Source organism: Parabacteroides sp. KHUB-01 (assembly GCF_056640935.1).
Window position 1 is genome coordinate 3,779,413 of record NZ_CM153256.1, and the last position, 15,089, is coordinate 3,794,501.

The window sequence follows — 15,089 nt, forward strand, 5'->3', positions numbered from 1 at the left end:
ATTCGTTAGATTTTCCCAGAGATAAAGCATATATTTGTGAAATTTAAAATCACAAATAATGGAGACGAATAACAAGTATGGCTATTTAATACGCTGGCTTATTGGGGTGGGTGATATGATTATCCTAAACTTTGTGTTTATTTTAACATGTAATATCTTAGGTGGTAGGAGTTTGGATTTTATATATCATAACCTTAGGGAAGTGATTTTGTTATTGAACTTTTCTTATTTTCTTTCTTTGTATTTTGTTCCGATACAATTACATAAATCAGTCGTGTTTATAGATAAGATAGTTCAGAGAGCTGTTACATTGGTTACCATTTTAATTTTCTTGTTTGCAACATGTCTGATGTTTCTTAATGTTGGAAGTGTTTTGGCTAGTTTTATTTTGGTATATTATGTGTCAATAGCTTTTATTTTATCTTTGTGGAGAGTTTTTGTACGTGTAATATTAAAATGGTATAGACGAAAAGGTTACAATTTTAAGAAAGTCATAATTGTTGGAGCAGGAAAGAATGGAATGGATTTATACCGTGTGATGAAGGATGATTTGTCATATGGTTTTAATATATTAGGTTTCTTTGATGATAATCCTGAATTGAAAAAAACTTTACCTAATCTTTTAGGTACTACTTCTGATGTTGAGGAGTTTGCATTGGCTCATGACATAGATGAAATATATTGTACATTGCCTGGAACAAATGATGAGAAAATAGTGCGTTTACTTAATTTCTCAGAAAAGCACATGATTAGATTTTTCATTGTTCCGGAATTTTATAGAAACTTAAAGAAAAGTCTTGTTATGGAAGTAATGGAATCTGTACCATTACTAACTGTTAGACGTGAACCGTTGCAGGCTGTCTATAATAGAGCCTTAAAGAGAAGTTTCGATATTGTGTTCTCTTTAGCTATTCTACTTACTGTTTTTCCTATATTATATATAATAGTAGGAACTCTTATTAAATTAAGTTCTCCGGGACCGATTTTGTTTAAACAGAAAAGAACTGGACTTTACGGCAGAGATTTTGAGTGTTACAAATTCAGAACTATGAAGGTTAATGCCGAGGCTGATACAATGCAAGCCGTTAAGGATGACCCAAGAAAAACTAAGATAGGAAGTTTCTTAAGAAAAACGAACTTGGATGAATTTCCTCAATTTGTTAATGTTTTGTTGGGTGATATGTCTGTTGTAGGTCCACGTCCACATATGCTTAAACATACAGAGGAATACTCTGCACTGATTGACAAATATATGATCCGTCATTTGGTTAAGCCGGGTATAACTGGTTGGGCTCAGGTTACAGGCTATAGAGGTGAAACTAAAACATTAGAGCAGATGGAAGGACGTGTCAAACGTGATGTTTGGTATATTGAGAATTGGACTTTCTTCCTTGATTTGAAGATTATAGTTGTTACTTTATTGAATATGCTGAGAGGTGAAAAGAATGCATATTGAGTTTAAAATAATATAATGTTTTTGCACACTTCTTGATAATGTGTGTAGTTTATGCCTTTTTTTATATCTTTGTGCCGATGGGACGAATAATTTCAATAGACTACGGTAGAAAACGAACAGGTTTGGCAGCAAGTGATACATTGCAAATGATTGCAAATGGTCTTACAACTTTGCCTAGTGGAGAGGTTGTAAACTTTTTGTCAGAATATGTCAAAAAAGAGCCAGTAGATGTGTTTGTCGTTGGCTTACCTAAACAAATGAACAACGAGCCTTCAGAGAATATGAAGTATGTGGAGGCTTTTGTTACTCACCTAAAGAGAGTTATACCTGAAATTCCAGTAGAATATTATGATGAACGTTTCACTTCAGTATTGGCACATAAAGCTATGCTTGAAGGTGGACTTAAGAAAAAGAAACGTCAGGACAAGGCATTAGTTGATGAAATAAGTGCGGTCATAATTCTGCAGGAATACTTGGAAAGTAAGAAATTCAAATTTTAGTATAGATATGATTTTACCAGTATATTTATATGGACAGCCTGTTTTGAGAAAAGAGGCTGAAGAAGTTCAGAAGGATTATCCTGAATTAAAGCAATTGGTTGCCAATATGTATGAAACTATGTATAATGCTGATGGTGTAGGATTGGCTGCTCCTCAGGTTGGTTTGTCTTTGAGATTATTGGTGATTGATGCTGACGTAATAGGAGATGATTATCCTGAATGCAAAGGATTTAAGAAAACAATGATTAATCCTGTGTTCTTGGAGAAAAGTGAGGAAACAGTTGCAATGGAAGAAGGATGTTTAAGTTTGCCTGGAATTCATGAAAAAGTTTCGCGTTCAGTAAGAATAAGAGTGAAATATTTCGATGAAAACTGGGTAGAACATGATGAAGTGTTTGAAAACTTTGCTGCAAGAGTTGTCCAGCATGAGTGCGAACATTTAGGTGGACATGTCTTTATTGATAATGTTTCTGCAATTCGTCGTCAGTTGAATAAGAGCAAGTTGAATAATATTATAAAAGGTGCAGTTCGTTGTTCTTATAGAGCAAAAGCTGTAGGTAAGTAATTTAGAATTATGACAGATTTAAGCAAAAACATTCAGGCTCTCAGGGAAAAGAAAGCCGTTGTTGAAAAAGGCGGAGGTGATGCTGCTATCGAAAAACAGATAGCCATGGGTAAACTTACTGCACGTGATCGTATATTATCATTGTTGGACAAAAATTCATTCCATGAATATGATATGTTCGTTAAACATGACGGACGTGACTTTGGAATGGAGAAGAAAGATTTGCCTGGTGACGGTGTTGTAACTGGTACTGGTACAATCTTTGGAGCTCCAGTATGTATTTATGCACAGGATTTTACTGTTGCAGGTGGTTCTCTAGGATTACAGCATGCGCGTAAGATTACCAAAATTATGGACCATGCTTTGAAAATGAAGTGTCCTATTATCGGTATAAACGATTCTGGTGGAGCTCGTATCCAGGAAGGTGTTGGAGCTTTGGCTGGTTATGGCGAAATATTCTATAGAAATACAATCGCTTCAGGTGTGATACCTCAGATATCTTTGATTCTTGGTCCTTGTGCCGGTGGTGCTGTTTATTCTCCTGCATTGACAGACTTCGTTTTTGTTGTTGAGAATATTTCAAAGATGTTTATTACTGGTCCTAATGTTATCAAGACAGTATTGGGCGAAGATATCTCAATGGAAGATTTGGGTGGAGCTCGTGTTCATGCTGAAATTACCGGTAATGCACATTTTTATGCAAAGAGTGAGCAGGAATGTTTTGAGCAGGTAAAACAGCTTGTAAGCTTTATTCCATGGAATAATATGCATAAGGCTAAGGCTGTTGAACCAAAAGAGCCTGCTACAACTATGAATATCGAGGAAATAGTTCCTTCAGATCCAAAACAGCCATATGATGTAAGAGACGTTATCAAATGCATCGTTGATGATTCTGAATTCTTGGAAGTTCAGGAATTGTGGGCTGCCAATATTGTTATCGGATTTGGTAGAATGGGTGGCGAAACAGTAGGTTTTGTTGCTAACCAGCCTATGGTTTTGGCAGGAGTTTTGGATTGTGACAGCGCTGATAAAGCAGCTCGTTTTATTCGATTCTGTGATTCTTTCAATATTCCTATTATTACATTGGAAGATATGCCGGGATATTTGCCTGGTGTTGACCAGGAACATGCGGGCGTTATTCGTCACGGAGCGAAAGTTCTTTATGCTTATTCAGAAGCAACTGTTCCTAAGATTACAGTTATCCTTAGAAAAGCATACGGCGGTGGTTATATCGCTATGAACTCTCGTCACCTTGGTGCAGACTTTATGTTTGCATGGCCTAGCGCTGAAATCGCAGTTATGGGACCGGAAGGAGCTGCTAACATTATTTTCCGTAAAGAAATTATGGCAGCTGAGGATCAGGAAGCTATGCGTCAGGAAAAGGTGAAAGAATATATCGAGAAATTTGCAAATCCTTATGTTGCTGCATCTCGTGGTTTCATTGATTCAGTAATTGAACCGAAAGAAACTAGAGCATTATTGCTGCACGCTCTTAAACTTTCTGTATTGAAAGAAGAGTTCCGTCCTGCCAAAAAACATGGTTTACCTCCATTCTAAAATATAGATTATTATGGAAAATGGAAAAAAAGAATTAGTTGATTTTGTTGTTACTGCGCGTAAGTATAAAACAACTTTGACTGAAAAGTATAAGAATCGCCCGGTATGGAAGAAACCGTTAATAGGCGATGTTGTATCCCATTTACCTGGAACTATTGTTACTATTGAGGTGAAGGAAGGTGACACTGTTGAAGCTGGTCAGTTGCTTTTGATACATCAAGCAATGAAGATGTTGAACAGAGTTGTTTCTCCCGTTTCCGGTGTAATTGAGAAAGTAAACGTCGTTGAAGGTGAGCAAATACCAAAAGATCATCTTATGATTAGAGTTTTACCTAAATAATGATTTACTTAGGATAAATAATAAGAAAGCCCGCAGATTCATTAGAATCTGCGGGCTTTTGTTTTTATATGTTTTGTATAAAACTTATCCCTTATTATGAATTATAAAAACTGGATAAACAGGAAGCCAAGTATAACAGAAACTCCTGTTGCAATAATTCCAGGCATCATAAATGAATGGTTCAGTATGTATTTACCTATTCTTGTAGTTCCTGTTCTGTCAAAATTGATTGCAGCAACTACTGTCGGATAATTTGGAATGAAGAAATATCCGTTTACTGCCGGGAAAAGAGCAATCAACAAATATGGAGAAATACCAAGGCTTATCCCCAAAGGAAGCATTGCTCTGATTGTTGCAGCCTGACTGAATAGAAGTATTGACATTACAAATAATGCAAGACCAAAAAGCCAAGGCATTTCAGTTACAATTTGTTCAATTGAACCTTTCAGTTCAGTCATATTACCATTAATGAAAGTGTCGCCCATCCATGCAATACCGAAAATAGCAACTACAGCCTGCATACCAGCAGAGAATACTGAACCTTGAGCAGCTTTTATTCCATCTGTTTTAGTTACAAGTAGTATGAGTGTTGCGGCTGTGAGCATAAGCACTTCAATTATATGTGACATTTCCATTGTAACAGGACCTTTCGCTGTTTCAAATGTTGGACGAAGCGATTCAATTGAACCGAACAAAACGATACCTATTGTTGCCGCAAGGAAAATAGCCACTGCTAGAGCTGCTTTACTTTGGCTTTGAACATCTTTTGTTGTATAATGCTGATTATTGAATTCCCCTTCTTCGAGTCGACGTTTATATTCAGGGTCGTCAACCAATTCCTTACCGACTTTTAAAGAATATAAAGCGCCGGCGATTACACCTAACAATGTGCAAGGAACAGAAATCATAAGGATATCCATCAAGCTGATATTATACCCGGAAAGCATACTTAACAAAGCAACTGTAGCTGCAGAAATAGGACTTGCTGTTATTGCCTGCTGAGATGCGATAACTGCAATGCCTAGCGGACGCTCAGGTCTGATTTTTGTTTCTGTTGCTACTTCTGCAATTACAGGAAGTACTGAATATGCAACATGGCCTGTTCCCGCTATGAATGTGAATAGGTAAGTCACAAGCGGACTAAGAATTGTAATTTGCTGAGGATTTTTCCTAAGAAGTTTTTCAGCCCATTTAACCATTAAATCCAATCCTCCGGCAGCTTGCATACATCCGGCAGCAGAGATTACGGCTACAATCATGAGCATTACATCAATTGGCGGTGCTGTTGGTGCAAGACCAAATCCAAAAGTTAGAACTGCCAATCCGGCTCCGCCTAAAACTCCCAAGCCAATACCGCCGAGACGGGCTCCAATTACGATGGCGATAAGTACAAATAGTAACTGAATAAGCATTTTTAGTTTCTTAATGTTTATGTTTAGTTGTTGAGTTTGCAAAGATACGACATTTATTGTGTTGTTTAAGGAGTTTATGCTATTTTTGTGAATCAAAAGCTGTTTGTTAACGTATAAAATTATAAATATAATATATATGAATACCGGAAGAATAGAAGTTGTTGATGCTTTGCGTGGTGCAGCATTGTGTGCTATTGTTATTATACATTGCCTGGAACATTATAATTTATATTATATACCTCAGGGAATGCCTGATTGGCTTAATATTTTGGATAAAGGTGTTTGGACAGCAACATGGTTTTTGTTGGCAGGCAAGGCATTTTCTACATTCTCACTTCTATTTGGATTTAGTTTTTTCATACAATTGGGAAATGCTGAGAGGCGAGGAGTTGATTTCCGCGCACGTTTTGCTTGGAGAATGTTGATGCTTGTTCTATTTTCTCAACTACATTCCCTTTTCTATAACGGAGATATTTTATTGTTATATTCTATAATCGGTCTTTTGCTTGTTGCAATGTGCCGCTTCTCAACTAAAACGATAGCAATAGTTGCAACTGTTCTGATTATCCAGCCTGTAGAATGGTTGAGGTTGATATTGGCAGCTTTTGATATTCCTTTCTTCGAATACGGACAGCATTGGATGGAATTTGCAGCAAAGGCTAAGCCTGTGATGGAGAATGGTAATTTCTTTGAGATTGTATGTTCAAACATAACTTACGGACAGTTGTATGGAAACCTGTGGCAGATAGAAAACGGACGTATATGCCAGATTGGTGGTTTGTTTCTCTATGGACTTGTTGCCGGACGCTTGGGTTTGTTCCTGCGTTCAGAACAGAGCATTTCTTACTGGAACAAACTGGTTCGTGTAGCAATATTATTATTTATCCCGTTATATTTTGTCAAAAATCTTTATCCATCATGGATTGGAAACGATAAATCTATGAGCGTTCTTTTGGAGATTGCTCTACCATCAATTATGAATTTCCTGTTTATGGTTGTTCTCGTCGGTATTTTTACTCAAATCTGGTATAAGAAAGGTGATGGAACAAAGTTTATGAGGATTTTTATTCCTTATGGAAAGATGAGTCTGACAAATTATATTGTTCAGTCAATAATTGGAACAACTATCTTCTATGGTTTCGGATTTGGTTTATATAAATATACAGGGGCAACAGCATGCTTTATAATCGCTATATTTATATTTATGTTTCAATTGTATTATAGCAGGAAGTGGCTTGCTTCGCATAAGCAAGGTCCGCTTGAATATTTATGGAAGAAACTTACTTATTTAGGTGCAGATAAATAACATTTATCTGTAACAGATATATTTGTAAACCTCATTATAAAAAAGTGTGTATGAAAAAACTATGTAAAGAAAATGTGCAGACTACGGTTCGTCCGGAACGTGTGATTCAGTTTGGTGAAGGAAACTTTCTTCGTGCTTTTGTGGACTGGATTATTTCTTATATGAACGAAAAAACGGATTTCAATGGAAGTGTTGTTGTGGTCCAGCCAATTGAGCATGGAATGATTGACAAACTTAATGCTCAGGATTGCCTTTATCACGTAAATCTTCAAGGCATAGAAAATGGAAAGGAAATAAATTCATATCGGCTGATAGATGTTATAAGCCGAGCACTGAATCCATATTCGGAATATAATGAATTCCTGAAATTGGCAGAGCAGTCTGAAATCCGCTTTGTTATATCAAATACTACTGAAGCCGGAATTGCTTTTGATCCTTCATGCCGTTTGGATGACGCTCCGGCTTCGTCTTATCCTGCAAAACTGCTCCAGTTGCTATGGCGGAGATATAATTTCTTTTCCGGAGATGAATCAAAAGGATTGATAATTCTGCCTTGCGAGCTTATATTTCTGAATGGAAGGAAATTGCGTGAAGTTATCTTGAAATATATTGATTTGTGGGAATTAGGCGATGATTTCCGTAAATGGTTTGAGAAATCTTGTATGGTTTGCTCAACATTGGTGGACAGAATCGTTCCGGGATTTCCACGCAAGGATATCGACAATATAAAAGAATATTTGCAATATGACGACAATATGGTTGTGCAGGGCGAGCATTTCCATTTGTGGGTAATCGAAGCTCCTCAAGAAGTGGCAGAAGAATTTCCTGCAAATAAGGCTGGACTTAATGTGCTCTTCGTTCCATCGGAAGAACCTTATCATGAACGTAAGGTGACTCTGCTCAACGGTCCGCATACAGTGCTGGCTCCTGTTTCGTTCCTATGTGGTGTTGATATTGTAAGGGATGCATGTAATCATCCGTTGATAGGCAAATTTATTCATAAAGTTATGTTTGAAGAATTGATGCCTACATTGAATCTTCCGGAAAGCGAGTTGCGAATTTTTGCCAGTCAGGTTCTCGAGAGATTCAACAATCCGTTTGTTGATCATCAGGTTACATCCATAATGCTTAATTCTTTCTCAAAATACTCTACCCGTGATCTTCCCGGACTGAAAACGTATCTGCAAAGAAAAGGAAAATTGCCGGAATGTCTGATTATTGGTCTGGCAGCAATTATTGTATATTATAATGGTTACACACGTAATGATGGTGTAACTGCTGTTCCGAATGATTCTCCAGAAGTTCTTTCTTTATTGGAAAAAGCATGGCAGGCAGACAACGCATCAGCAGTGGCAATGTCTGTTTTGGGTGCTGAAAGTATTTGGGGCGAGGATTTGAATACTATTCCGGGATTGACTGAGTCTCTTGCCGGATATATCGACATAATTCAGAACGAAGGTATGGAGAAAGTATTGGCTACAATGTTTGCATCAAGATAAAGTTCTTGAAGTTTCGCTAGTTCAATTTATACATGAACATTTATTAGTATAGTATGATGGCAAATTTCTGTCGGCTGAAAAATTATTTTCATGTATATGAAAAAACATTTTTTTGCAGATGGAAAAAAATTTCATCTAGATGAAAAAAGTTTTCCAACCGCAAAAAATGGGCTGAAAATGTAATGTTCATATTTAGAGATAGTTATGTTGTGTGCTTGTAAATGTATTATTCTTTGCCATAATCAAAGTATATTGAAAACTGTTTTTACAGTTTCTCGACTTGGAAAAGATGAGGTAGCGAAACTTCAACAAATAGATATCAGATAATTATATGAAATACATACAAATCAATCCTTTGGATAATGTGGCAGTTGCACTTGAGAATCTCAATCCCGGAGATATACTTCAGGTGAATGGCCGTAGTGTTTGTGTTGCGGAAGAAATCCCTCGTGGACATAAAGTGGCACTGACCGATTTGTCTGCCGGAAGTGAGGTGATAAAATATGGATTCAGCATAGGAAACATGACTGAGGGAGTAAAAGAAGGTTGCCTTGTAAATGAACGTAATCTTCATACTTCTCTTTCCGGTTTGTCGGAATATGAGTATAAACCTTGTATTGCTGAGATTGAAAAAAATGAGTGTAATCGCACCTTCAATGGCTTCAGACGTTCAAATGGCAGTGTTGGAATACGCAATGAAATGTGGATTGTGCCGACAGTCGGCTGTGTGAACGGTGTTGCCGAACGTTTGGCGTCTGCAATGCGTGAGGAAACAAAGTGTGAAGGAATAGATGCAATAGTTGCATATACGCATAACTATGGATGCTCGCAATTGGGTGATGACCATGAGAATACTCGCAATATATTACGAAACTTGGTTAAGCATCCGAATGCCGGGGCTGTGTTGGTTGTCGGACTTGGTTGTGAAAACAATCAGCCTTCGGTGTTCAAGGAAATATTGGGAGATTATGATAGTTCCAGAATTCGTTTTCTTGTGTGCCAGGAGGAAGATGATGAAGAGCAGCGTGGAATGGAAATGCTCAGGGAAATGTATGCAATTATGCGTAAAGATGCAAGGACTTCGATTCCATTGTCGGAATTGCGGATTGGTCTTAAATGTGGAGGTTCGGACGGATTCTCAGGCATAACTGCAAATCCTTTGCTAGGCATGTTTTCGGATTATCTGGTTTCTTGTGGCGGAACAACTGTTCTTACCGAAGTGCCGGAGATGTTTGGCGCCGAAACAATATTGATGAATCGCTGCGTTTCCCGCGAAGTATTCAACAAGACAGTTGCTTTGATTAATAATTTTAAGTCATATTTCATTGCCAATAAGCAACCGATATATGAAAATCCTTCTCCCGGAAACAAAGCTGGAGGCATTTCAACACTTGAGGAAAAATCATTGGGATGTACTCAGAAATCTGGCTCATCGGCAGTTTGCGATGTTTTGGAATATGGCGAAACGCTTTGTGAAAAAGGACTTAATTTGCTGTCGGCTCCCGGAAATGATTTGGTGGCAAGTACGGCATTGGCTGCTGCAGGATGTCATATAGTTCTGTTTACAACCGGTCGTGGAACACCTTTCGGAACATTTGTGCCTACTGTAAAAGTGTCTACAAATTCTGATTTGTATAATAAGAAAAGGCAATGGATAGATTTCAATGCCGGTGTGTTGGTTGAGGGAGTTTCTATGGATGAGCTGTTAAATGATTTCATTGATATGCTGGTGTCGGTGGCTTCAGGTGAGAAAGTCTTGAACGAGAAGAATGATTACAGAGGAATTGCCATATTTAAAACAGGTGTGACTTTGTAGGGCTTTTGATTCGATGCGGCTCGGAAGAGTAAAGTCAAAAACAAGTTTTTTATTTTGCTCTCCACTCACGTTTGATTATCTTTGTCACAGAAAAAAATCTGTTTATACATAATATATGAAGAAATTTTGGATTATGATTGCAGCATGCTTGTCAGCTTTTTCTGCAAGTGATGCTGATGCGTGTACAGGTCTGCTCGTCGGAAAGAAAGCATCTACTGACGGTTCTGTGATGATTAGTTATGCGGCAGATTCGCATACTTTGTATGGTGAGTTATATAGATGGCCTGCTGCAACATGGCCTGAAGGTTCAATGCTTCAGATAAAAGAATGGGATACAGGCAAACCTCTGGGTGAGATTCCACAGGTGCGACAGACATATTCTGTTGTCGGAAACATGAATGAACATCAGGTGGCAATTACAGAAAGTACATTTGGCGGACGTCCTGAACTGGTAAATCCTAAAGGTATAATGGATTACGGAAGTCTGATATATGTAGCACTTCAGCGTTCCAAAACTGCCCGTGAGGCAATAAAGGTTATGACAGACCTTGTTGCTGAATATGGCTACTACAGCAGTGGTGAGTCATTCTCAATTGCAGATAAAAATGAAGCCTGGATAATGGAAATGATAGGCAAGGGACCGGACAAGAAGGGCGCGGTTTGGGTTGCAATCCGTATTCCGGATGATTGTATTTCAGCTCATGCCAACCAGTCACGCATTCAGCAAATCCCGTTTGACGACAAGGAAAACTGTATGTATTCTCCAGACGTTGTGTCATTGGCTCGCGAAAAAGGATATTTCAAGGGTGAAGATAAAGATTTCAGTTTTGCTAAGGCTTATTGCCCTTATGAATTTGGTGGATTGCGCGGATGTGAAGCTCGTGTATGGTCTTTCTTCCGTAAGTACGACAATTCAATGGATAAGTATGAGGACTTCATAAAAGGTGACCCAACAAAGGAACCAATGCCTTTATATATCAAGCCTAACAGAAAACTTTCTGTTCAGGATGTTCAGGCTGGAATGCGCGACCATTATGAAGGTACAGACCTTGATATGACTAAAGATGCCGGTGCAGGTCCATATAAAGTTCCTTATCGTTGGCGTCCGATGACATTCGAAGTTGACGGACAGGAATACACAAACGAACGTGCCATTGCTACTCAGCAAACCGGTTTCGTAATTGTTCCTCAGATGCGTAATTGGTTGCCTGATGCAGTTGGCGGTATTCTTTGGTTTGGTGTTGATGATGCTGATATGGCAGTGTTCAACCCAATTTATTGTTCAACTACTGCTTCTCCTGAATGCTACAGAGTTGGCAATGGCGACATGATGAATTTCTCATGGACATCAGCTTTCTGGATTCATAACTGGGTGGCAAATATGGCTTACAACAAATATAGCTTTATGATTGAAGATATCCGCAAAGTTCAGCAAGAACTTGAAAATGGATATCAGGAAATGATTCCGGCAATCGATAAAGCAGCTTCTGAATTGTATGCAAAAGATCCGGCTGAAGCTGTGAAATTCCTGACATGGTTCAGCACTACTACTGCTGATGATGCTACAGCACGCTGGAAAAAACTTGGAGAATATCTTCTTGTGAAATATATTGACGGAAACGTCAAGAAAGAGGAAAACGGTCAGTTCAAGCAAAACGGTTACGGATTGTCTGCTTCTCCTGATTTCCCTGGATATGATGAAAACTATTATCGAAGCATTGTCAAGAGTGCAGGCGAGAGATTGAAAGTTAAGAAGTAAGAAAAGGACTACACTGTAAAACGGTGTGCCGAATTGAATATTATTAACTAAAGGAAACACCGAAATACGGAGATATTTATTGTCCGATAAATCAAACTCCGGATTTCGGTGTTTTATTTTTATAAATTGACCGGTTTTATTTATTGAGATGTTGGAGAATTATTCTAAAAAGACATTATTGCTTTTGTGTCTTTTATGTATATGCTTTTTGTTTCCTTTTCTTGGAGAGGCTATGTTCCATACTAAAGGCGAGCCACGAGAAGCTGTCGTAGCTCTATCAATGTTGGAGAGAGGAAACTGGATTCTTCCTGTAAATAATGGCGTGGATATTGCATATAAGCCACCATTGTTTCATTGGATGATTGCTGCTGTGTCATTGTTGGTTGGAACTGTTACAGAATTTACGGCACGTTTTCCGTCTGCTTTATCGTTGACTGTGATGCTTCTTGCCGGTTATGTATTTTATGCTCGTCGCCGTGGTGAAGAACTGGCAGTAATTACCACATTATTGACACTGACAAATTTTGAAGTTCATCGTGCCGGGGTAAATTGCCGCGTAGATATGCTTTTGGCTGCATTTATGGTTCTGGCACTTTATCAGTTATATTATTGGTATGAAAAGGATTTCAAAGGCTTCCCTTTATTGGCTGTGTTATGTCTGAGTGGCGCTGCTCTGACGAAAGGTCCGGTAGGAATAGCATTGCCATGTCTTGTTGCTTTTGTTTTTGCTTTGATAAAAGGTTATAAACTTTTTCCAATGATTGCCCGTTTCTTTTTGGTAGGGATTTCTTCCTGTATTTTGCCTATGCTTTGGTATGTGGCTGCATATCAGCAGGGCGGAGAGCGATTCCTGGATTTGGTGCTCGAGGAGAATGTCTTGAGGTTTATGGGAAAAATGAGTTATTCTTCACACGAGAATCCAGCATATTATAATGTCATAACTCTTGTTGCAGGATTTATTCCATATACATTGTTAGTTGTTATGTCATTGTTTGTTCTGAAATATAAAGGGTTAAAGGTCAGATTATCCGGACTTTGGAGTAATATTCCCAATCGAATAAAAAGTATGGATGACGCGCGTCTGTATTCATTGCTTTGTGCCGTAATAATATTTGTGTTTTATTGCATACCGAAAAGCAAACGGAGTGTATATCTTTTGCCAATGTATCCTTTTGTAGCATATTTCCTTGCTGAATATTTCATATATCTTCGCAATCGTCATAATTCAGTAGTGAAAGTGTTTGGATATACAGTGAGTGTTTTGGCATTTCTGTTAATTGGTGTATATGTTGTTTTGCAGTTTATTCCAGTTCCGGAGTTTCTTTTGGGTGGACACCATCCGGAAGAAACCAGAGCATATATTGAAGCTTTGCAGAACGAACCATTAGGAGTAATCTCAATATTGTTATTGCTTTTCCCTGTGTTTGCCGGTATTTATTTCGTAAGAAAAACTGTAAAGATGGGAAAAGTACAATTATTACCTATATTTACAGTAATAATTAGTATTTTTATGTCGCTCGACGGTTTTCTTCAGCCGACAGTTCTGAATGTTAAATCAGATAAGCCGATGGCAGAGAAGATAGCGTCAATAGTTCCAGAAGGCAATATATATTCATATCGTAGTGATTTTGTCCCGGGAAACAGGATGCATCCGTTTTCTGTGAACTTTTATGTTGGCGATCGTGTTATTCCTTTTGACGAGTTTATGCCTTCGTCTGGCTATCTTATGATGGGCGAACATGAATTTGAGCCTTTTATGAATAAATATGGCTCAGACTATAAGCTCGAGGAAATATATAATTCAAAAAGAAGAAGCTGTGATGATCACTCTGTAATTAAGTTATACAGATTTGAGAAAATATAATAACAGTTTTTAGAGCTAGAATAAATTAATTCGTACGACATTTGCTTGAAGATGGAAAAATCTCAGTTATTGATAGTTGTTCCTTGCTATAATGAGGAAGAGGTGTTGCGCGAAACGACAACACGCTTGTCTGCATTATTGCATACAATGGTAACAGAAGGCGAGATAGCCAGCGGAAGGATATTGTATGTTGATGATGGAAGCAAAGACAATACATGGAAATTAATAGAATCGTTTGCTGCCGGAGGACTTCCCGTAAGCGGACTGAAGTTAGCTCATAATGTTGGTCACCAGCAGGCTTTATGGGCTGGTCTTGAATATGCTGCAGTTAATTCTGATGTAGCTGTGTCGATTGATGCTGATTTGCAGGATGATATTTTTGCTATACGTAAAATGGTGGAATATTACAATAACGGAATAGATATCGTTTACGGCATACGTAAAGAAAGAAAAACAGACACATATTTCAAGAAACACACTGCGCAGATGTTTTATAAACTGATGAGTAGTCTGGGAGGAGAGATTGTGTACAATCATGCTGATTTCAGACTTATGAGCCGAAGGACGTTACAGGCTCTTATAAGTTACCCGGAAAGGAATCTCTTCCTGCGTGGAATGGTCTGTACGCTTGGTTTTCCGTCGGCGAATGTATATTATGACCGTCAGAAACGCTTCGCGGGTGAATCAAAGTATCCTTTCAACAAAATGCTGAGTTTTGCAATAGATGGTATAACTTCGTTTTCTGTCCGTCCATTACGATATATTGTTATGCTAGGCATAATTATGATATTGGTTTCTTTATGTGCAATAGTCTATGGAATATTCTCATATATACAAGGGGATACAAATCCGGGTTGGGCTTCTTTGATGGTTTCCATGTGGCTTATTGGTGGAGCTGTCATAACATCAATAGGAATAATTGGTGAATATGTCGGAAAAATATATAAAGAAGTCAAACAAAGACCTAGATATTTTATAGAGAAGCAGATATAGATTTTATTATATCGTTGATTTA

12 protein-coding genes are annotated in these 15,089 nt (G+C 38.0%); 11 read left to right on the forward strand and 1 reads right to left on the reverse strand.

Going from position 1 to position 15,089, the window contains the following annotated elements; genetic code table 11:
- The first annotated feature begins 58 nt into the window (after positions 1–58).
- The 5 genes from ACYIAR_RS15920 (at position 59) to ACYIAR_RS15940 (ending at position 4,418) form a co-directional block, all read left to right on the forward strand.
- Positions 59–1,456: an undecaprenyl-phosphate glucose phosphotransferase gene (locus ACYIAR_RS15920; protein WP_480331087.1), complete on the forward strand. Its 1,398-nt coding sequence runs from the start codon at positions 59–61 to the stop codon at positions 1,454–1,456.
- Positions 1,457–1,533: 77 nt separating this feature from the next.
- Positions 1,534–1,956 (forward strand): Holliday junction resolvase RuvX, encoded by a 423-nt coding sequence (gene ruvX / locus ACYIAR_RS15925; protein ID WP_480331088.1) that lies wholly within the window; start codon positions 1,534–1,536, stop codon positions 1,954–1,956.
- Positions 1,957–1,963: 7 nt separating this feature from the next.
- Complete coding sequence (def, locus tag ACYIAR_RS15930) at positions 1,964–2,521, forward strand: peptide deformylase (RefSeq protein WP_480331090.1); 558 nt, start codon at positions 1,964–1,966, stop codon at positions 2,519–2,521.
- 9 nt (positions 2,522–2,530) lie between these two features.
- On the forward strand, positions 2,531–4,078 hold the full coding sequence (locus ACYIAR_RS15935; RefSeq protein WP_480331093.1) for an acyl-CoA carboxylase subunit beta: 1,548 nt from the start codon (positions 2,531–2,533) through the stop codon (positions 4,076–4,078).
- A gap of 13 nt (positions 4,079–4,091) precedes the next feature.
- The gene (locus tag ACYIAR_RS15940; RefSeq protein ID WP_480331095.1) at positions 4,092–4,418 is read left to right on the forward strand and encodes an acyl-CoA carboxylase biotin carboxyl carrier protein subunit; all 327 of its coding nucleotides are present in this window, start codon (positions 4,092–4,094) and stop codon (positions 4,416–4,418) included.
- Positions 4,419–4,519: 101 nt separating this feature from the next.
- Here ACYIAR_RS15940 and ACYIAR_RS15945 read toward each other — a convergent pair whose 3' ends face one another.
- Positions 4,520–5,830 (reverse strand): anaerobic C4-dicarboxylate transporter family protein, encoded by a 1,311-nt coding sequence (locus ACYIAR_RS15945; protein WP_480331097.1) that lies wholly within the window; start codon positions 5,828–5,830, stop codon positions 4,520–4,522.
- A 136-nt stretch (positions 5,831–5,966) separates the two neighbouring features.
- Between ACYIAR_RS15945 and ACYIAR_RS15950 the strand changes: the two genes are divergently transcribed.
- The 6 genes from ACYIAR_RS15950 (at position 5,967) to ACYIAR_RS15975 (ending at position 15,067) form a co-directional block, all read left to right on the forward strand.
- On the forward strand, positions 5,967–7,136 hold the full coding sequence (locus ACYIAR_RS15950) for a DUF418 domain-containing protein (RefSeq protein ID WP_480331098.1): 1,170 nt from the start codon (positions 5,967–5,969) through the stop codon (positions 7,134–7,136).
- Between the two features lie 50 nt (positions 7,137–7,186).
- Positions 7,187–8,635 carry a tagaturonate reductase gene (locus ACYIAR_RS15955; protein WP_480331100.1) on the forward strand — a complete coding sequence of 483 codons (1,449 nt, stop codon included), beginning with the start codon at positions 7,187–7,189 and terminating at the stop codon, positions 8,633–8,635.
- Between the two features lie 331 nt (positions 8,636–8,966).
- Positions 8,967–10,451: a UxaA family hydrolase gene (locus ACYIAR_RS15960; RefSeq protein WP_480331102.1), complete on the forward strand. Its 1,485-nt coding sequence runs from the start codon at positions 8,967–8,969 to the stop codon at positions 10,449–10,451.
- A 115-nt stretch (positions 10,452–10,566) separates the two neighbouring features.
- On the forward strand, positions 10,567–12,210 hold the full coding sequence (locus ACYIAR_RS15965; protein WP_480331104.1) for a dipeptidase: 1,644 nt from the start codon (positions 10,567–10,569) through the stop codon (positions 12,208–12,210).
- A gap of 232 nt (positions 12,211–12,442) precedes the next feature.
- Positions 12,443–14,074, forward strand: a complete 1,632-nt coding sequence (locus tag ACYIAR_RS15970; protein ID WP_480331106.1) for an ArnT family glycosyltransferase — start codon at positions 12,443–12,445, stop codon at positions 14,072–14,074.
- Positions 14,075–14,125: 51 nt separating this feature from the next.
- Positions 14,126–15,067 carry a glycosyltransferase family 2 protein gene (locus tag ACYIAR_RS15975; protein ID WP_480331108.1) on the forward strand — a complete coding sequence of 314 codons (942 nt, stop codon included), beginning with the start codon at positions 14,126–14,128 and terminating at the stop codon, positions 15,065–15,067.
- Positions 15,068–15,089 lie beyond the last annotated feature (22 nt).